The organism is Paraburkholderia flagellata, assembly GCF_021390645.1.
GTDB classification, from domain to species: Bacteria; Pseudomonadota; Gammaproteobacteria; order Burkholderiales; family Burkholderiaceae; genus Paraburkholderia; species Paraburkholderia flagellata.
In genome coordinates this window covers 317,646-335,670 of sequence record NZ_JAJEJT010000003.1, presented here as the reverse complement: position 1 = coordinate 335,670, position 18,025 = coordinate 317,646, and the positions used below count along the sequence as shown (strand labels likewise).

General features: G+C 62.0%; 16 protein-coding genes and 2 pseudogenes. 7 read left to right on the top strand and 11 right to left on the bottom strand.

From position 1 onward, the window contains the following. Positions 1-26: 26 nt before the first annotated feature. The 3 genes and pseudogenes from L0U83_RS25170 to L0U83_RS25160 form a co-directional block, all read right to left on the bottom strand. Positions 27-1,325, bottom strand: a complete 1,299-nt coding sequence (locus tag L0U83_RS25170; RefSeq protein WP_233886894.1) for an MFS transporter — start codon at positions 1,323-1,325, stop codon at positions 27-29. Positions 1,326-1,426: 101 nt separating this feature from the next. Beyond that, entirely contained in the window at positions 1,427-2,275 is an 849-nt protein-coding gene (locus tag L0U83_RS25165; RefSeq protein ID WP_233886893.1) for a TauD/TfdA dioxygenase family protein, read from the bottom strand. Positions 2,276-2,285: 10 nt separating this feature from the next. Beyond that, positions 2,286-2,432: pseudogene (locus L0U83_RS25160) on the bottom strand (zinc-binding dehydrogenase); the annotation flags it as partial. A 142-nt stretch (positions 2,433-2,574) separates the two neighbouring features. On the opposite strand from L0U83_RS25160, the gene L0U83_RS25155 reads away from it, so the two are divergent. Continuing rightward, on the top strand, positions 2,575-3,684 hold the full coding sequence (locus L0U83_RS25155) for an AraC family transcriptional regulator (RefSeq protein ID WP_308445086.1): 1,110 nt from the start codon (positions 2,575-2,577) through the stop codon (positions 3,682-3,684). A gap of 176 nt (positions 3,685-3,860) precedes the next feature. On the opposite strand, the gene L0U83_RS25150 is transcribed toward L0U83_RS25155, so the two are convergent. From L0U83_RS25150 to L0U83_RS25125, 6 genes are all read right to left on the bottom strand, one after another. Next, positions 3,861-4,151, bottom strand: a complete 291-nt coding sequence (locus L0U83_RS25150) for a hypothetical protein (protein ID WP_233886892.1) — start codon at positions 4,149-4,151, stop codon at positions 3,861-3,863. A 350-nt stretch (positions 4,152-4,501) separates the two neighbouring features. Further along, a complete protein-coding gene (locus L0U83_RS25145) occupies positions 4,502-5,848 on the bottom strand; it encodes a glutamine synthetase family protein (protein ID WP_233886891.1) in 1,347 nt (448 codons plus the stop codon). A 122-nt stretch (positions 5,849-5,970) separates the two neighbouring features. Beyond that, positions 5,971-6,528: a helix-turn-helix domain-containing protein gene (locus tag L0U83_RS25140; RefSeq protein ID WP_233886890.1), complete on the bottom strand. Its 558-nt coding sequence runs from the start codon at positions 6,526-6,528 to the stop codon at positions 5,971-5,973. Positions 6,529-6,542: 14 nt separating this feature from the next. Next, entirely contained in the window at positions 6,543-7,832 is a 1,290-nt protein-coding gene (locus tag L0U83_RS25135; RefSeq protein ID WP_233886889.1) for an NAD(P)/FAD-dependent oxidoreductase, read from the bottom strand. Between the two features lie 319 nt (positions 7,833-8,151). After that, entirely contained in the window at positions 8,152-8,352 is a 201-nt protein-coding gene (locus L0U83_RS25130; RefSeq protein WP_233886888.1) for a DUF6900 domain-containing protein, read from the bottom strand. Between the two features lie 15 nt (positions 8,353-8,367). Further along, positions 8,368-8,670 (bottom strand): DUF6900 domain-containing protein, encoded by a 303-nt coding sequence (locus L0U83_RS25125; RefSeq protein WP_233886887.1) that lies wholly within the window; start codon positions 8,668-8,670, stop codon positions 8,368-8,370. Positions 8,671-9,056: 386 nt separating this feature from the next. Between L0U83_RS25125 and L0U83_RS25120 the strand changes: the two genes are divergently transcribed. From L0U83_RS25120 to L0U83_RS25110, 4 genes and pseudogenes are all read left to right on the top strand, one after another. After that, positions 9,057-9,872: a MetQ/NlpA family ABC transporter substrate-binding protein gene (locus L0U83_RS25120; RefSeq protein WP_233886886.1), complete on the top strand. Its 816-nt coding sequence runs from the start codon at positions 9,057-9,059 to the stop codon at positions 9,870-9,872. A 43-nt stretch (positions 9,873-9,915) separates the two neighbouring features. After that, positions 9,916-10,572, top strand: coding sequence for a methionine ABC transporter permease (locus tag L0U83_RS25115; RefSeq protein ID WP_233886885.1), 657 nt, complete (start codon positions 9,916-9,918; stop codon positions 10,570-10,572). A 65-nt stretch (positions 10,573-10,637) separates the two neighbouring features. Next, positions 10,638-10,790 (top strand): annotated as a pseudogene (locus tag L0U83_RS40570) (LysR family transcriptional regulator); the annotation flags it as partial. Positions 10,791-10,988: 198 nt separating this feature from the next. Further along, positions 10,989-12,179: a porin gene (locus L0U83_RS25110; protein ID WP_233886884.1), complete on the top strand. Its 1,191-nt coding sequence runs from the start codon at positions 10,989-10,991 to the stop codon at positions 12,177-12,179. A gap of 62 nt (positions 12,180-12,241) precedes the next feature. Here the strand turns inward: L0U83_RS25110 and L0U83_RS25105 are convergent, their stop codons facing one another. Next, positions 12,242-12,529: a DUF4148 domain-containing protein gene (locus L0U83_RS25105; protein WP_233886883.1), complete on the bottom strand. Its 288-nt coding sequence runs from the start codon at positions 12,527-12,529 to the stop codon at positions 12,242-12,244. A gap of 377 nt (positions 12,530-12,906) precedes the next feature. Here L0U83_RS25105 and L0U83_RS25100 point away from each other — a divergent pair, with 377 nt between their 5' ends. Continuing rightward, a complete protein-coding gene (locus L0U83_RS25100) occupies positions 12,907-15,342 on the top strand; it encodes a membrane-bound PQQ-dependent dehydrogenase, glucose/quinate/shikimate family (RefSeq protein WP_233886882.1) in 2,436 nt (811 codons plus the stop codon). A gap of 144 nt (positions 15,343-15,486) precedes the next feature. After that, positions 15,487-16,617, top strand: a complete 1,131-nt coding sequence (locus L0U83_RS25095; RefSeq protein WP_373321108.1) for a porin — start codon at positions 15,487-15,489, stop codon at positions 16,615-16,617. A 474-nt stretch (positions 16,618-17,091) separates the two neighbouring features. Here the strand turns inward: L0U83_RS25095 and L0U83_RS25090 are convergent, their stop codons facing one another. After that, positions 17,092-18,000 (bottom strand): LysR substrate-binding domain-containing protein, encoded by a 909-nt coding sequence (locus L0U83_RS25090; protein WP_233886881.1) that lies wholly within the window; start codon positions 17,998-18,000, stop codon positions 17,092-17,094. Positions 18,001-18,025: the final 25 nt, after the last annotated feature.

Genomic DNA, 18,025 nt, shown 5'->3' with positions numbered 1-18,025 from the left:
GGCGGGGCGCACTCGCCCTACGGTCCTCACGTTGTCTGGAAGCGGCGCAGGTCGCGCTCGTAGGTCACTTTGGCGCAGGCAAACGCGAGCGCCGCAGCGACGGAGACCAGCGGAATCAGTTGCAGGGCGCCAAGCAAACCAATGCGGTCCGCCAGGACCCCGGTCAGCCAGGGCCCGGGCGCGCCGCCGAGCAGGTTGTTGGCGAGCGTCAAAGTGGCTAGCGCCGTGGAAAGAATCGAGGGATGAACGAGGTTGGTCGCCATCGCTCCCGCGGGCCCCCAGGTCCCCGCGGCCAGAAACACACCAGCGGCGATGACAACGAACTGGGCGCCGCCCGCGTCCATACGCATGCCAATCATCAGCAGTACGCATGATCCAAGGCAGTAGCCGATCGCCAGTGTGACCTTGCCGCCCAATGACTTGCGCGCGACCCAGTCCGTGACGATCCCGCAGACCGCCATGCCCACGCCACTCACGATCAGCATGAGCGCGGCAGAGAGAGCGGCTTTCGCCGGGGCCATGTGGTGGTAGCGATTGAGGTAACTGGGCAGCCAGGCAATGATGGCGTAGGCAGTGAAGAGCTGCAGACCGCTGCCCACATACGTGAAAACCAGCGTTGGCGTGCAGAACAGCGATTTGATGAGCTTCGGCAGCGACTGAGCAACACCGCGCGCCCCGCTCTCGTTGCGACGCGCGTGGTGCTTCACACGGGCTTCCGTAACGGTCACGGCGCACGCAAGGACAAGCACGATCCCGAACAGCGCCATCCCGATGAAGGCGGTGCGCCAGCCAAAGCGCGCCGCGATCACTCCACCGCCCGCCATGCCAAGCACCGAGCCGAGCATCCCGGCGGAAGTGAAGGCGCCCGTGAGAGTGGCCCGCATTGACGCTGGAAACACACTCAGGATGATGGCGAGGCCGACGCTGCCATAACCGGCTTCACCGATCCCGACGAGCAGTCGTGCGGTCAGCATGTGACCGTAGTTTTCCGCGAGCCCGCATCCGAGCGTAGCGAGGCTCCAGAAGAGCGCCATCAACACGACGCTTCGCGTCCGGTTCCAGCGGTCTGCGATCAGCGCCACCGGAAAGGCCAGCAAGCCGACCATCAGGCCGACCACGCCGCTGAGCAGGCCGAGCTGCGCGTCGGTGAGATGCCACTGGGCCTTTAGTTGCGGGAACACCGCATTCAGCACCTGTCTCGACATGTAGTCGGAGAGCATGAGGCCGAAGATCAATCCGAACACCACCCACGCATAAATGCGCGAGTGGGTCGTGCGCACCGGGACGGCGGGTCCGGCAAACGAGCCAATTTTCTCTTCCAGCATGATGTCCCCTTTGTAGACTGCCCTTGTGATTGGCTACTTCGGAAAGTCGAATGGCTGTGGGCCATGAAATCGGCCCGCGGGTATGCCGCCGCCCTTGCGGATCAGACCGGCCTGTTGCCGACGATCGTCGCGCGATCCATCTGGCGAACGCTGGGCGGGTAGTCCATGACCGCATAGTGCTGCGTACTGCGGTTGTCCCAGATCGCCACACTGTTCTTCGTCCAGCGCCAGCGCACCTGGTACTCCGGCAGATAGGCCTGACTCAGCAGGTAGGCCAGCAACTGTCCGGCGCCCGGATTGGCGTCCTGTCCGAAGCGAACGCGCTGCGGCGTGTGGTAATTGGTGAAGTGCGTGGCGAAAGCATTGACGAAGAGGATCTTTTCGCCCGTTTCGGGATGCGTGCGCACGACCGGGTGCTCGGCATCCGGATATTGGGCTTTCAGGGCGAGGCGCCTTTCGATAGACATCGCAGCCCCGAAGCTCGCCTCAATACTGTGGCGCGCACGCAGATCGGCAATTTGCTCCTTGACGTGAGCCGGCAGGTTCTCGTAGGCGAGGACCATGTTGGCCCACATCGTGTCGCCGCCGACCGGCGGGCATTCACGGCAACGCAGCACGCACCCGAACGGGGGCGCTTCACGCCATGTGGCATCGGTATGCCAGACGTTCTCGTAGCGCGGGCTGGGCTGGCTCGGGTCCTTGTAGATGCGCACGAGCCCCGGATGCTCAGGATCGCTGCCGGCGACCGGGTGATCCTCGAGTTCGCCGAAGCGGCGTGCAAAGGCCACGTGTTCGGCGCTCGTGATGTCCTGGCCGCGCAGAAACAGTACGCGATACTTGAGCAGCGCCGCACGGATGCTGGCAAACAGACCGTCGTCGTGGACGGCGTGAGCCAGGTTCACGTTGAACAGCTCGGCGCCGATCGAACAGGTAAGCGGCTCGATTCTCATGAAAGCCTCGTCAGACGGTGAAAACCGATGAACCTGTGGTCTTGCGCGCCTCGAGATCGCGGTGGGCCTGCGCAGCGTCTGGCAATTCGTAGCGCTGGTTGATCTCGATCTTGATCCTGCCGGCCGCGACGTGACCAAAGAGCTTGCTTGCGAGCGCGTGACGCAGCCAAACCTGACCAGGGCGAGGCGTGCCGACGTCGATCGGCTCCCACCGCATGACCTCAGGGCCGCCCGTCTTGTGCATTCGAATTGCGTGTGCCATGTGGCTTCCCATCTTTCGGAATCCTTCGTTGATCGACGTGCTTCCGCATGCGTCGGCGTGGTCGAAGTGTCAGCGAAAAGAAGCGGATGAATTTGCCATTTTGTGGCGAGATACTTTACATTTTGAGGCACTGGTGGAGATCCCTATGCCGTCATTGCTGAGAAGCGCAAGCCTGACTAACTATGTGACTGTTGCACGTGAAGTGGGGCTCGATCCCCACGCGGAGCTGCGCCGGGCGGGCATCAGCGCGGCGGCATTGCTTGATCCGGACATCCGGCTTCCTGCCGAGCCAGTCATGCGCATGCTTGAAGAATCCGCTGCGAAAAGCGGTGCATCGGACTTTGGTCTTCGCATGGGAGAGACGCGGCAGCTCTCCAATCTCGGTCCGTTGGCCATTGCCCTGCAGGAAGAGCCAACCCTGCGACGTGCGCTGGATTCGTTCTCGCGCTACGTGCGTCTGCAAAACGAGGCAATGGGCGCGCGGGTGCTGGAGTCTGGAGACGTTGCGACGCTCATAGTGGAGGTACTCAATGCAGGGCCCGGTACGTTTCGTCAGTCGGTCGAACTGGTCGTCTGCGTCCTGCATCGCACGCTGGCATCGCTTTTGGGGGGCGAATGGCGGCCTCGCTGCATCTGCTTTTCCCATCGGGCGCCACGCAGCCTTGCTGCACACCGGCGCATATTCGGCGTGCCTGTCGATTTCGGCAGGGACTTCGATGGCATCGTGCTCACGAGTGCCGTCCTGGATACGCCGATCTCTTCGTACGATCCGTTGCTCGCGTCATACGCGCGGGAATTTCTCAATGCGAAGCTGGCACAGTCAAACGCGAGCGTGCCGGAGAAGGTCCGGGAACTCGTGTTTGCCATGCTGCAGGTTGGTGATTGCGATTCTGGGCTCGTCGCCCAGAAGCTTGGCATGCACCGTAAGACGCTCTACCGGCATCTTGCCGAGCACGGCCACACCTATTTATCGATCGTCGACGAGGTCAGGGCCGAACTCGTGACCCGCTACGTCGAGTCTGGTGAACGTCCCTTTACTGATGTGGCGAGGCTGTTGGGCTTCTCTTCGTTGAGTGCGTTCTCAAGGTGGTTCACAGGCCGCTATGGATGCAGCGTCTCGGCCTGGAGGTCAGGCAAGCGGCCTTGAATGGATGCGGTTCAACTGGGTAAATGGAACCCGCGTGTGCCGGTCGGCCGGGAGTGCCCCGATGGTGTAAGGCGATGTCACATCGGAATAATTAGCATGCCGATGCTGTCTGTCGAGAGAAAAACTCGACCGAGTCCATGCCAGGTACACCTGGCTGGCAAGCGATCGCTGCGCAGTCAGGAAAACGTAATCTCTGCAAGGAACGTTGCGAAGTAGTCGCCGTCCAGCCATCCAGAAACGTGCTTCGACGCCTCGATGCGCTGGATTTCTTTCTGTCCTTTGTCGGTCAGGATAGCAATCTGGTGCGCCGGGAGATATTTCGCACTGGGAGGAGGTTTCTGGTCAACGGTCTGGATCAGACCCTGTGAGCGAAGCCACGTGAATATTGCCGGTCGCTTGTGCCACGGAATTTGTCGATGCAAAGCAAGTCGAAGAGCTTCAAGTACAGCGCCATTGTTGAATTCCATGAGCATCCTTCTGGTGGTCGGCTGAAACGTCATGCTGGCCCTGAGTACGCACGTTATCACATGAAACGGCTCTGTACGATGACACACACAGAAAACCTTTTCGGTCCAGCGGCGACAGATGGGGCCGCCCCGCACCGTGCCCAGCCTCCTTCGCACACGAATCGCGTAACGCTCGTACGCGTCACCGGGTGCACCCACGCTAGTCCGCCTGTGAGACGAGGCATCGTCGAAATATTTTCATTTCGGCATCCAGATTAAAGCTGCGTCGGCGACAACATCGTTCGTTGCGTCTCGACCTTGTTTCGAGCGCCGTCGCGTGTGGCGCTCGAGAGTCTAAAGTTCAGGTCACGTTACAAAAACCAGCGATATTCTCGTGCCCCGATCGCGTTCATAAAATCAAGGTGATCCTGCCGTTTATTTTCGCAATAAACCATGGTGAAGTCGTCGCCGAGCCCCTCGCGCACCCCGGCATGCCGGCGCATGGCGGCCACCGCCGAGAGCATGTCGCCCGGAAAATCGATGCCGCTCGCGCGGTCGTCGTTGAGCGGCGCAATCGGTTCGCGGCCCGCTTCCAGGCCCTGCTCGATTCCGGCGAGGATGGCCGCGAGCACGAGATACGGGTTGGCGTCCGCCCCCGCGAGCCGGTGTTCAATGCGTAGATTTGCTTCGTCGGACTCGGGAATGCGGATGCAGGCATCGCGGTCCTCGAAACCCCAGCTCGCCCGGCTCGCCGCGTTGACCATCGCGCCATAGCGCCGGAACGCGTTGTGATTGGGCGCGAAGACGGGCATGCAATGCGGGAGCAACGCGAGGCAACCCGCCACCGCATGACGCAGCGCGCGCCGCTCGCGTGCCGCTAGCACGTTGCGGCCCGCCTCGTCGTAGAGGCTCACATGCACGTGCATGCCGCTGCCCGGGACGTCGAGCAGCGGCTTCGACATGAAGCTCGCGCGATAACCGTGGCGCAGCGCCACACCGCGAGTGCTTCGGCAAAAGAGCGCGGACCAGTCCGCTGCGCGCAGCGCGTCATCGCAATGGCCAAAATTGATTTCGAACTGCCCCGGCCCGAGTTCGGCGGTGATGACGGTCGCATCCACACCCTGCTCGCGTGCGGACTCGACCATCTCGTGCAGCACGGGCGCGAAACGCGATAGGCGCTCGATATGCATGTTCGGCTGATCGTCTTCATCCTCGCATAGCGGATCACGCGCATGCTGCGGCAGACCTTCGTGCAGCTTCGCATCGAACAGATAGAACTCCAGCTCGAACGCGACCACCGGCTTGAGGCCGCGCCGCGTGAAGCGATCGAGCACGCGCGCGAGCACCTGGCGCGGCTCGAACCCAATGGGCGTCGCTGTGCCGTCCGAGGTCATCAGCATCTGCGCGAGCGGCTGACGCTCCCAGCGCACCGGCTTGAGCGTGCCGGGCACGAGGCGGCGTGGCACGTCGGGGTCGCCGTCGTGGAAGCAGTATTCACCGATCGAATACAGCCCGCCTTGCGCACCAAGCAGGATGCAGTTTTGCGGCACCTTGAGCAGCGTGCCGGCAGCCACCTTCTCTAGCATGGCGATGGGATAGCGCTTGCCGTAGAAATGCCCCGGAATATCGAGGGAAATCAGGTCGACGTATTGCACATCGGGATGAGCCGCGCGAAAGGCGCGTACTTCGCTCAGGAGGTCAGTTGCGATGGCACTCACTTCGGGTTCCTCGTTAGCGAGAGATGGTGGACCTGCTAGTTAATTTGGAATCCAAATCATAATGGCGGCACGCGTGCCAGCAACGCACGCGCCTTCATATCAGGCCTGCGTCGCTCCAGGCGTCAGGTGTACACCCAAAGCACGCGTGCGGCCTCGTCCGAGCGATTCGCGTAACTGAAGCGGCAGCGCGCCGGCAGTTGAAAGCTGTCGCCGGCCTTGAGCGTGACCGCTTCGTTCTCGCCATCGAGCCAGATGGTAAGTTCGCCTTCGAGCACGAAGCCACCCTGCTCGTCGCTGTCGTCCACGGGGCGTTCGCCGCTCGTAGCGCCCGGCTCCAGCAGGCTCTCCAGCATCGAGAAGCCCGAAGACATACTCGGCGAGACGAGCACGTCGGTGATGCCGCCGCCGTAATAGAGCGTGCGCCGCTCACTGGGGCGCGTGACCCACGGCAGTGCGCGCGGCTTGCTCACGCTGTAGAAGTACGTGGTGGGCGTCTGCAGCGCCTCGCCGATGGCGGTGAGATCGGCGACGGTGGGCCGCGACAGGCCGCGCTCGACCTGTGAGAGAAAGCCCACCGAGCGGCCGATCCGCTGCGCGAGTTCGGTCAGCGTCACCTTCTTGTGCTTGCGCAGATCGCGAATGAGAATCGCGAGGCCTTCTATCTCTTCGTCCCTGTCCATACCGGATACCTCAATCAAACCACGTCGCGCATGCGATACCACAGCTTGCCGAGCGCTTCGAGCGGCGCGGCCAGCGCGTCGCCGCCGGGGAAACGTGGATTATGGATGTCCTCGTAGAGCGAGAGCAAGCGCGTATCGCCGAGGATCGCATCGGACACCGCGCGCGCCGCGGCCAGCGTCGGCAGCACCCCGTGCCCCGAGAAACCCTGCAGCCAGTAGCGCCCGCGCGCGTGACCTACATCGGGCGTGCGCCGGATGCTGATGTCGATATGGCCGCCCCATGCGTATTCGAGTTCGACGCCGCGCAGTTGCGGGAAAACGCGTTCGAGGCTCGGCCGGATCGCGGCGCGAATGTCTTTGGGGATGCCACCGAGATAAGTGCACGCGCCACCGAACAGCAGCCGATGGTCGGGACTCAACCGGAAATAGTCGGGCACGAACTGGTTGTCGATCACACAACTGTTACGCGGCAGAAGCGTATGCGCCAGTTGCGGGTCGAGCGGCACGGTCGCCACCTGATACGTGCCGACCGGCAGGACGCGGCGCGCGAGTTCGCGGTCGAGGTGGTCGATATAGGCGTTGCAGGCGAGCACGAGCGTATTCGCGCGGATCAGGCCAGCAGGCGTAGTCGCGATGAAACCCGTCGACGTTTCGCTCCAACTCAGCACCCGGGTCTGTTCGAAGATGCGCCCGCCCGCACGCTCGATGGCGGCGGCAAGGCCGAGCGCGAGCTTGAGCGGATTGACGTGGCCGGCCTCGGGATCGTAGAGCGCGGCGAGATAGCGCGGGCTGCCCACCCATTCGGGCATCTCCTGCTCGCGGATGATGCGCAGCGCATCATAGCCCCACTTGTGCGCTGCTTCGTCGCGTGCCTTTTCCAGCGACGCGACGCGGCCGCGCTTGACGGCGGTCCACAGGCTGCCGGGCCGGTAATCGGCGTCGAAACCGTGACGCGCGGGTAGCTCGTGCACCTCGCGCGCCGCCCAGCGCATGCTCTCCCACAGTTCGCGCGCGCCATCGCGCCCCAGCGACTGTTCGAGCGGCCCCATATCGCACGACCAGCCGAGCAGCGCCTGCCCGCCGTTTCGCCCTGACGCGGCCCACGCCACGCGGCTTGCCTCAACGACAACCACCCGCTGGCCCGCGAGCGCGAGACGCAACGCCGTGTGCAGTCCGCTGAAACCGGCCCCGACGATCAGGACATCGGCATCGCACTCGCCTGCCAATGCCGGACGCGCGGGCACCTGACCAGGCAAGGTGCGGGCGTAGTAGCTCTCCACATGCTGGGTCGACTCGACGAACATGGCGGCATCCGTGAAATTATTCGGCTAAATTTCATGAAAAATTAGCACGACATTTTCACGGGCGCAAGTGTTTCTTGACTGACCGCTTCAACTACAGGCCATTGACACACGCGTCGGACACGAAGTCGTACGCCCAGACGTGCCGTACTGCCGTCGCGGGTTGGCCGAGGACGACAAAGCGCCGACGGTTAGCCCGCGGTTCCAATGCTCGTATCGATCTTTTCGTCTGCATTGCTTTGGAATGTACTGACGTGGCACTTCGCAATCCCGAGCAGCAGTTCCCATTGTGTCGGGTTGCCCTTCAGGAGGGGCCCAGCGCCTATTCAGGTTCCGCGTTGTAGCCCACGTTAAGCCCCAACTGGTAGGCTTGCTCGAGGGCATCAGCGAGATCCGGCACCCGCAGGAAACGGATATCCGTGAGCTTTCGCCCGGATTCTTCGAGGTTGCTGATTTCGAGGTGCTGGTTGGCTATCGCAACAAGTGCCGGCCAGCAAGGATGATTCGGGGTTCTATCGATCACGATTCGCTCCGGCTTTCAGTGAGAGTGCGAACGGGTGCTCATCAGGTCGTCAGCAGAGGCACGCACCCACTCCTGTTCCGCGCGACACCTCGATTTCGACGCCATGGCCTTCCCCTGCTCTGCCCTCGCTACCATGTGCCCCATCAATAACCCTAAGTCGTAAGCCCGCTCGAACGCACTGGCAAGCGCGGCAATCCGCACCAGCCGAACGTCCGTTGAGATCTTGCCTGACTCCGTGAGGGTGCTTATCCCGAGTTCCTCTCTCGCGATTGCTTTCAGTGATTCCCAGTGAACTTCGTTTTCAGCTGCCTTATACATTGCGACCTCCACATACGCACCATCAAGATTACAGTCAGTAAGTATAGGGGTGTCAGGCGGTTGCCAGTGCGGCCGGGCGTCACACTTTGACGTAGCGGTCGTTTACATAGTTGCTATATCCATTTGTTTTGACGGCGTTCGCCAACCTGCTCACAACACTGGCCACAATACTGGTGAGCACGCTGCAACAGATGCATCGCCATGGAGTACCTCGCGCAAAGTCCCTATGCGTCCCCCGCACGCACTACCGGCATGCCCGGCTCGCCCACTTACACGGCACCGCGTGTGTCATTAGCTTTCGATAATCTAATCGTAGTGCGATACAGATCTACATTCCTATAATTTCCGGGCATATCAGCTCATCCTTTCATCCCGGAGCCATCTTCATGATTCGACGAACCCTGCGCATTCTCATTGCCCTTGTGCTCGTACTGCCGTTTGTCAGCGGTCCCGCGTTCGCTGCCGGCGCACCGACGCCACTCAAGGTGGGCGTGGCCGGCGGCGTCGATGAGCAGATATGGGAAGTCGTCACACGGGTAGCGAAGAAGGACGGACTCGACGTTGAGGCAATCGTGATCAGCGGCACCGCGAGCCCGAATGAGGCGCTCAACAATGGCGATCTGAACGCCAATTCCTTCCAGCACATTCCGTATTTGCGCGATCAGGTCAAATCGCGCGGCTACAAGCTCGTGGCGGTCGGCGACACGTATATTTCGCCCATCGGCTTTTACTCGAAGAAATACAAGTCGCTCGAAGCGCTGCCTGTCGGCGCAACGGTCAGCATTCCTGCCGACCCGAGCAACCAGACCCGGGCACTCGTGATCCTGCGCGATCACAAACTCATTACGTTGCGCGATGGCGTCGATCCCTATGCTGGCACGGTTTCGCTGCAGGACGTGCGCACCAACCCACGCAAGCTGAATTTCGTCGAGGCCGACCCGCTCGTCCAGGCGCGTTCACTGCCCGACGTCGACGCAGCGGCCATCGTCAATAACGTGGCGTCCGAGGCGGGACTCTACGCAACGCGCGACGGCATCGCTGTCGAGCGCAAGGAACACAACCCGTACGTGAACGTCATCGCGGTGCGCGAGCAGGACCGCAACGCATCGTGGGTGCCGAAGCTCGTCAAAGCTTACCAGTCCGAGGAAGTCAGGCACTTTATCCAGACGCACTTCAATGGTTCCGTGATACCCGCATTCTGATTCCTGGCGTACCTGAACATGTTGCCACATGAGGTGAAAGGTTATGTCGCCGACCCTGGCTGACCGCTACATTCAGGCGCTGCTCCAGACCCTGCTGATGGTGGGCGCGTCCATGCTGATCGCGATTGTCGCTGGCATGCTGCTCGCGATCGTGCTCACACTGAGCGCGCCAGGCGGTCTTTATCCGCGGCCCTTACTGCACAAAACGCTCTCGACGGCGATCAACATGTTTCGTGCGATCCCCTTCATCATCCTGCTGGTCGCGCTGCTGCCCGTCACGCGCTTGATCGTCGGTACGACGCTGGGCGCGTGGGCGGCCGTCGTACCGTTGAGCGCGAACCTGATCCCGTTCTTTGCGCGGGTCGTCCAGGTCAATCTCGGCGGTGTAGAGCCGGGGCTGATCGAGGCCGCGCGCGCGATGGGCTGCAAACGACTCCAGATCGTGCGTCACGTGCTCTTGCCTGAAGCGCTGCCCGGCATTCTCGGCGGCGTCACGGTAACTGCAATCGCGATGATCGACATGTCGGCGATGGCTGGCGCCGTCGGCGGCGGAGGCCTTGGCGACATGGCGATTCGCTACGGGTACGAGCGCTACGAAACCCAGGTGATGGTCGTCGTGATCTTCATACTGGTCGCGCTCGTCTCAGTTATCCAGTTGGCGGGCGAGTTTTTCACTCGCCGCTTCGATCACAAGCACTGACGGCGTCCTGAGCCAGCCCTGCTGGCTTAGGACGCGCATGCGGGTTTCACGGACTTGAAACCGCGTTGCGGGCGAAGGAGGTATTCGCGGTGAGGATCGCGCAAGCGATCCTCGAGAACGCGCAAGCGCATCTCGTCACCCGCGCCGGTCGCAGGCTCTCGGTCGCCGCGAACAAGATGCTGCAAATGATGAGCGGACAGTTCCAGGCGTTTCGGTAGCGCCGTTGGTGCCTCGTCAACGTAACATCGGCCTCGCCCGTGGGGGTGGCTGCTGTCGCCGGCCCTTAAAACTAACCATTCAGTTAAAATCCCGCGCCGATAACGGACCGCGGTGGAGTGCTCATTATTCGGGCCAAATCATGCGCGCCTAGACGCGCGAGTCCACGTCGCGTCCGTCGTCGCGAATAATGACACTGGATGAAAATGACTTTGGATTTCAAATATCCCCTTGGGCTTGGGGCGGCTCTGATTGGCGCGGCGTTTTCGGTCCAATCAGCATTTTCGCAAGAAAGCGTGATGCTTTACGGAAATGTCGATGAAGCAATAACCTGGTCGAACAATCAGAAAGGCAGTTCGAACGTTTATATGCGGCAAGGCAATCTCTATGCGTCCAAATTCGGACTGAAGGGAACGGAGGTTCTGGGTTCGACCTTGAGCGCAGTATTCGATTTGCAGGAGGGTTTCGATCCCGGAACCGGTGCCCAGCAAACCACCGGGCTGGCCTTTAACCGCTACGCCTTTGTCGGCTTGCAGGACGCACGATGGGGAACGCTGACCCTTGGTCGTCAGTACACCCCGTACTACATGCTCGTTGGCACGCTCGGACCCGTAAGCTGGCTAAGCGGGGCAACCGGTGCGCATCCGGGCGACATCGACGGATTCGACACGGACATACGCGCGAACAATTCCGTGGTTTACACGTCGCCGGCCTTCCATGGTTTGCGCGCGAGCGCGCAGTATGGCATCGGCGGGGTCGCGGGCAGCCTGCAACGCGGCAGTCTATTCAGCGCAGCCCTGCGCTACGACGGGGGTCCGCTTTCGATCGCCGCCGGGTATCTGAGTATGTACAACACCGACTACGCGGGCGGCTTCGATCCCAATGCAAGCGCGCAATTCCCGCACTCGGAGCTGAACAACGGCTATCTTTCCGCACGCCAGGTCCAGCAGGTTGCGGCCGCGATGAACTATACGACAGGCAGGCTCGTACTTGGCCTCAACTATTCGAATGTGATCTACCGGCCGGACAGCCACGCGCTTTTCAACGACGCCGCGGTCTTCAACACCTATGGCGCGTTGGCAAGCTATAGAGTCAGCGTTCCTTTGGAAGTGTCGGCTGGGTACAGCTACACACGGGCCTCTTCCGCGAATGGAATCGACGACGCCGCGCGTTATCAGCAGGTTTCACTGAAGGAGATGTACCACCTGTCCAAACGGACCACGGTGTACGCGCTCCAGGCTTATCAGCATGCCTCCGGCTACACGCTCGGAGCCGGTGGAAGCGGCGACATCATCGCCGCGCGACCGATTGTTGGGGACTCGCAGAACACCACGCCGTCTTCGACGCCCAATCAGTTCGTGGCGATGTGCGGGCTAGCGATCGCCTTCTGATTGTGCCCGCAAGGCCACCGGCCGCCAACTCATGCGCCCGCTTCAGGTTCGGCACGGCGTGCTCAGGTCGCGGGCTTTCTGTGCATGCAATCCGCGCGATAGTCGTCGCCGAGTTGCTTTTGTGCGGCGTTCAGATCGGCCGGGTAGATCCCATCGTCAGAGCCGGGGCGGTAGCCTCGGTCCTCCAGTTCCCCCAGTTCGCCCATCAATTGCGCGTGTGTGACGGTGCCGGCGACCCGCTGAAAGGGATATGAATGGCACTGCTGCTGAGTAAGCCGAGGTGCAGCGAGCGCCGAAAGGCTCCAGAACATCGCGGCGAAAGCAACGGCGGTACGTGAATGCGCTCTCATGTTTCCATCCAGCAAGCAATAGGGATTCGAATGATTTCCTCTGAATGCTTCAGCTTACTGAGTGGCATGTAATGAATAGCTGTCCGGCAAATGAAAATCTATTTAATTTCCCCGATTGCTGTTGCCGCACTGTAAAAAACAGGACTCGACCGCGCCCGATCTGCCGCCGCCCACAACCGACGCAAACCGCTGCAAGTTTGCGGGCAGAGTTTTCGATTTGATCTTAAAATGTACTATCTGGTTAATTTTAGACCATTACCCGCCTGCACGAACAGGCGGCGCTTCGTCGCAGGCGCAATGGGAAAGGCGCGGGAGGCGTACGCACTGCGCCCTCCTCTCGCCTTCGAAGCCAATCCGGCGTAACAACGAAAAGACAAATGTCCAAGCAATCCAACACGGAACCCATCTCTCCCTTGACCCGGATGGGTCTCACCCTGGCAGGACTGGTCGGCCTGCTTCTGGGGCTCTACTTCACCATCGGCGGCGGCATGCTGATCGCGCGCGGCGGTAGCTGGTATTACCTGCTGGCGGGTCTCGCGCTCTGCGCGACCGGCGTGCAACTCGCGCGGCGCCGCTCCAGTGCGTTCGTCATCTACCTCGTGATGCTGATCGCCACGGCGCTGTGGGCCGTGTGGGAAGCCGGCTTCGACTTCTGGCCGCTCAACACGCGCATCTTCATGTTCTCGATGATCGGCATGCTGCTCGCGCCGTTCTGGCCCGTGCTGCGCCACGGCGAAGGCAAAGCGCCCGCACGCGGCGCTGCGTGGGCTCTGGCCGCCGTGCTGTTCGTCTGCAACGCCGCGTTCGTCTACGGCATGTTCGTGCCGCACGGCAAGTTCGGCACCGAAGCGCCCACGGCCGCAGCCAGCAACGCCGGCACCGAGGACTGGACCGCCTACGGCCACTCGGCCGGCGGCGACCGTTTCGCGGGCGCCACGCAGATCAATCGCGACAACGTGAAGAACCTCCAGGTCGCGTGGACTTTCCACACCGGCGACACGCCGATGAGCCCGGACGGCGGCGGCTCGGAAGACCAGGAAACGCCGCTGCAAGTCGGCAAGACGCTGTTCCTGTGCTCGCCGCACAACACGGTGATTGCCGTGGACGCCGCAACCGGCACCGAGAAGTGGCGCCACGCGTTTCCGACCAAAACCACGGTGTGGGTGCGCTGCCGTGGCCTTGCGTACTTCGACGCAACGAAGCCGCTCGTGCAGCCGACCGCCGTTGGTTCGACGCCGGTTTCGCCGATCGCCGCCCTGGCCGATCCGGCGCAGCAGGCAATTTGCCGCCGCCGCATCTTCATGAACACGATCGATGCGAAGCTCATTGCACTCGACGCCGACACGGGCAAGCTTTGCGACGATTTCGGCGACCACGGCATCATCGACCTGAAGGCGGGACTCGGCAACGCGAAGAGCCCGCTGTACCAGCTCACCTCGGCGCCGACCGTCGCGGGCACGACCGTGGTCACGGGCGGGCGCGTTGCCGACAATGTCACGCTCGACATGCCCGGCGGCGTGATCCGGGGCTTCGACGTGATGACCGGCAAGATGAAGTGGGCGTTCGATCCGGGCAATCCGGACGACCATGCGGCGCCGGCGCAAGGCAAGACCTTCACGCGCTCGACGCCGAACGTGTGGGCGCCGATGACCTACGACGCGACGTCGAACACGGTCTACATGCCGGTGGGCAATGCGGCCATCGATCTGTGGGGCGTGAAGCGCACCGCGCTCGACGAGAAGTACGGCGCATCGATCCTCGCGCTCGATGCCACCACGGGCACCGAGAAGTGGCATTTCCAGACTGTCCACCACGACCTCTGGGACTATGACGTACCGATGCAGCCGACGCTCATCGACTTCCCGATGCAGGACGGCAAGCGCGTGCCAGCGCTGATCGTCGGTACGAAGATGGGGCAGCTGTTCGTGCTCGACCGCCTCACCGGCAAGCCGCTCACGAAGGTCGTCGAACACCCGGTCAAGTCCGCGACGATTCCGAACGAACCGTACGCGAAGACGCAGCCGCTCTCCGTGGGCATGCCGCAGATCGGCGCCGACGTGCTCAAGGATTCGGACATGTGGGGCGTGACGCCCATCGACCAGCTGATGTGCCGCGTGATCTTCCGTGGCATCCGCTACGACGGCCTCTTCACTGCGCCGGACACCGACCGCTCGCTCAGCTTCCCTGGCTCGCTCGGCGGCATGAACTGGGGCGGGCTCTCGTATGACCCGAACTCGGACATGATCTACGTGAACGACATGCGCCTCGGTCTCTGGGTCCACCTCGAAAAGGAAAAGAACCGTAGCGGCACGTCGGACGGCAACGAAGCGGTGAATGCGGGCATGGGCGCCGTGCCGCTCGGCGGCACGCCGTACTCGGTGCTCAAGGACCGCTTCTTCTCGCCGCTCGGCATCCCTTGTCAGAAGCCGCCTTTCGGCAGCCTCACGGCCGTCGACCTGAAAACACGCAGCATCGCATGGCAAGTGCCGCTCGGCACGGTGAAGGACACGCGCCTCTATGGCGTGCAGATGCACATGCCCACACCGATAGGCATGCCGACAATCGGCGGCTCGCTCACGACCGCCGGCGGCCTCGTGTTCTTCGCGGCAACGCAGGACTATTACCTGCGCGCGTTCGACAGTTCGACGGGCAAGGAAGAGTGGAAGGCGCGTCTGCCGGTGGGTAGCCAGGGCACGCCGATGAGCTACGCCATCGACGGCAAGCAGTACATCGTCATTTCGGCGGGCGGCGCGCGCCAGTCGCCGGATCGTGGCGATTACGTGATTGCCTACGCGTTGCCCGGCCACCCGTAAGCGTCGAATTCTCACGTTCCCTCGGGGGAGGCATACGGGTTACCGGTATGCCTCCCCCTCTCTTTTTCTGGGGCTTCTCGCAACCGTGCGAATCGCAACGGCGCGATCGCAGGGTTGCCTGCGCGCTCGTTTCCTCCATTCCGAATGAGTCGTTCCTCCCTCGTATTCTGCGCGTTACGACGCGCTCATCAGTGCCACGACCCCGCATCCGGCGGCGGGACACATTGCCGGCCCGCGAGTGGCACGAGTGGCAGGCGTCTCGTCCTGCGCGCGTGTGTCGCCGCGACGGCAATCGTTGCTTACACCTCACCTGCCCACGCGCAAAGCGCTGTGACACTTTACGGCTCACTCGACACGAGCATCGAACTCACGAACCCTGGCGCGGGTTACGTCGCCCGCATGGATTCCGGTGCATATCGCGGCTCGCGAATTGGCTTGCGCGGCGCCGAGGGTATCGGCAACGGCGTAAAGATTCTGTTCGACCTTGAAAACGGTTTCGGTTCAACGGATGGCACCTATGCGGTCGCGAACACGTTGTTCAACCGCCAGGCGTGGATCGGCGTGGGCACGGCTTATGGGACGCTGCGCATGGGCCGTCAGTATTCCCCAATATACATTCCATTTAAGGGTCAACTCGACGCGTTCGGCGCCGGCACCATCGCCTCAGGTCTGAACAATCTCTCCAAGATCACGCCCTACGAAAGCAACGCACTCACGTATCTTTCGCCTGAAGTGCACGGCTTTTCCACCAGCATCATGGTGTCGCTGCGCGATGCACAAGACGGCGACGGCAACGGGCTTGCAGGCCACATCGAAACATTCTCGTGGCACAACGGCCCACTGCGCCTCTCGTACGCCCATCAGCAAACCCACGGTAGCGGCGCACTACGCGCGAACCTTGGTGGGATCTCGTACGAGTGGGGTCCGGTTACCGGATTCCTTTCCTGGTTCAACGGAGACGGCGGGACGCCGCGCTATCAGAACGACGGCGTGTCCGCGTCAGCCCGCTACGCAGTCAACGCGCGCCTTCGGGCGTCAGTCGGATACACCTGGCTGCGCGACCAGTCGGGAGGTGACAACGACGCCGATCAGTTTAGTGCGGCTTGCGAATACGATCTCTCCAGGCGCGTCCTGCTCTATGCGAGCGCCGGCTGGCTTCGAAATCGTGGGCAAGCTGAATTCACACTCAGAGGCGTGAACGTGACCGGGCTCACACCTTCCTGGCCGGGTGCTTCTGTGAGAGGCGTCCAGTTCGGGATGATCGACCGCTTTTAGGTCTGTCTTCTGCTTTACGGCATAACGTCACGCTTGGGCGCGGTATCGAAACAATCCCTCTTGCCGCACAGGTCGCTTGAGCAACAGAGGCAGTAGCGACGCCTTAAAGGGATTGCGCTCCAGTGGTTTGTGCCTGTACCCTGACCTTGTCCACGCGAACGAAAAGGAGAAGGACCATGATCAAGTCCAGGCTACACCGAGTGCTCACCAGGGAGCGGCGAACGACCATGGACAGCAGGCGCCTCGACCGCGAAGCTTCCGAACGGCGTCAACCTGGTCAGCCGGCGGAGATCGAACCGCGATCGGAAGTCCCGCGCTTTGGTGAGCGAGCATCGCGCCACTGAGCGCCGGCTGTACCCGTTCACGCCCCCGAGCAGCGTGACGCCAGATTGAGACATTCCCTGCGCAAGCTCGAGGGTCGCATCGCTGCAACTTACAGTCATTGTCGGGTGAAGCGTGCACGGCACGACCATTTCAGCGGGTCTGCGCTACCGGCGCAATCATCCGCTCTTGTTGGCGATTTAGTGCGATCCACTCGCTGAAGAGCTTCACTTTGGGTTGATGTGCCACGCACTCGGGATAGACAAAGTAATAGCGAGCCCCCGTTTCGATCACCTTGTCGAACGGCATGACAAGGCGCCTCGCCGCGAGGTCGTCATCAACCAGCGTCCGATCGCCGATGGCGATACCGAAGCCCTGCATCGCCGCGTTTGTCGCCAGATCGAGTGTTTCGAAACTCGGTCCGATGTTCGCGTCCACCTGCGTCGCGCCGACCTCGCCGAGCCATTGTTTCCAGTCCCGATGGTCTCGCGTCGGATGGAGCAGCGTGAAATGCGAGAGATCGGCAAACTGCGCGAGCGGCTTGCTGTTCAGCAGCTCCGGCGCGCAGACGGGCGTAATCTGCTCATCGAAGAGCGGCACCGCGTGAACATCGACGCCCGGCGATGAACCGTAAATGATCGCGGCATCGAACGGCTCGACCTGAAAGTCGACGTCATGCTGCCAGGTTGTCGTGATCTGCACCAGCAAGTCGGGGTGCTCTCCCTGAAACCGCGTGATTTTCGGCAACATCCAGCGCATGATGCAGGTCGGCACCTTCATGGCGAGATCCGTGCGCTGCCGCGTCAGGCGCAGCGAGATGTCTTCGATACGCGCGAGTCCCTCCCTCACGACGGGTAGCAGCATCTCGCCATCGGCCGTCAAGGTCAGCCCCTTCTTGCCTCTTATGAAGAGGGGAAACTTGTAGTAGTCCTCCAGGCTGAGGACCTGCCGGCTTACCGCCCCCTGCGTGATACACAGATGTTCCGCAGCGCGCGTGAAGCTGCGATGGCGGGCAACCACTTCAAATACCTGAAGTGCGTTGAGCGGAGGAAGACGTCTCATGGCGTTCGGATGTCCGGTTTGACGC

Coding starts and splice junctions, on each gene's coding strand:
- L0U83_RS25125 (WP_233886887.1), bottom strand. CDS start 8,670: ATGTATAAGGCAGCTGAAAACGAAGTTCACTGGGAATCACTGAAAGCA.
- L0U83_RS25110 (WP_233886884.1), top strand. CDS start 10,989: ATGAAAATGACTTTGGATTTCAAATATCCCCTTGGGCTTGGGGCGGCT.
- L0U83_RS25100 (WP_233886882.1), top strand. CDS start 12,907: ATGTCCAAGCAATCCAACACGGAACCCATCTCTCCCTTGACCCGGATG.
- L0U83_RS25105 (WP_233886883.1), bottom strand. CDS start 12,529: ATGAGAGCGCATTCACGTACCGCCGTTGCTTTCGCCGCGATGTTCTGG.
- L0U83_RS25090 (WP_233886881.1), bottom strand. CDS start 18,000: ATGAGACGTCTTCCTCCGCTCAACGCACTTCAGGTATTTGAAGTGGTT.
- L0U83_RS25115 (WP_233886885.1), top strand. CDS start 9,916: ATGTCGCCGACCCTGGCTGACCGCTACATTCAGGCGCTGCTCCAGACC.
- L0U83_RS25095 (WP_373321108.1), top strand. CDS start 15,487: ATGAGTCGTTCCTCCCTCGTATTCTGCGCGTTACGACGCGCTCATCAG.
- L0U83_RS25135 (WP_233886889.1), bottom strand. CDS start 7,832: ATGTTCGTCGAGTCGACCCAGCATGTGGAGAGCTACTACGCCCGCACC.
- L0U83_RS25140 (WP_233886890.1), bottom strand. CDS start 6,528: ATGGACAGGGACGAAGAGATAGAAGGCCTCGCGATTCTCATTCGCGAT.
- L0U83_RS25170 (WP_233886894.1), bottom strand. CDS start 1,325: ATGCTGGAAGAGAAAATTGGCTCGTTTGCCGGACCCGCCGTCCCGGTG.
- L0U83_RS25165 (WP_233886893.1), bottom strand. CDS start 2,275: ATGAGAATCGAGCCGCTTACCTGTTCGATCGGCGCCGAGCTGTTCAAC.
- L0U83_RS25150 (WP_233886892.1), bottom strand. CDS start 4,151: ATGGAATTCAACAATGGCGCTGTACTTGAAGCTCTTCGACTTGCTTTG.
- L0U83_RS25120 (WP_233886886.1), top strand. CDS start 9,057: ATGATTCGACGAACCCTGCGCATTCTCATTGCCCTTGTGCTCGTACTG.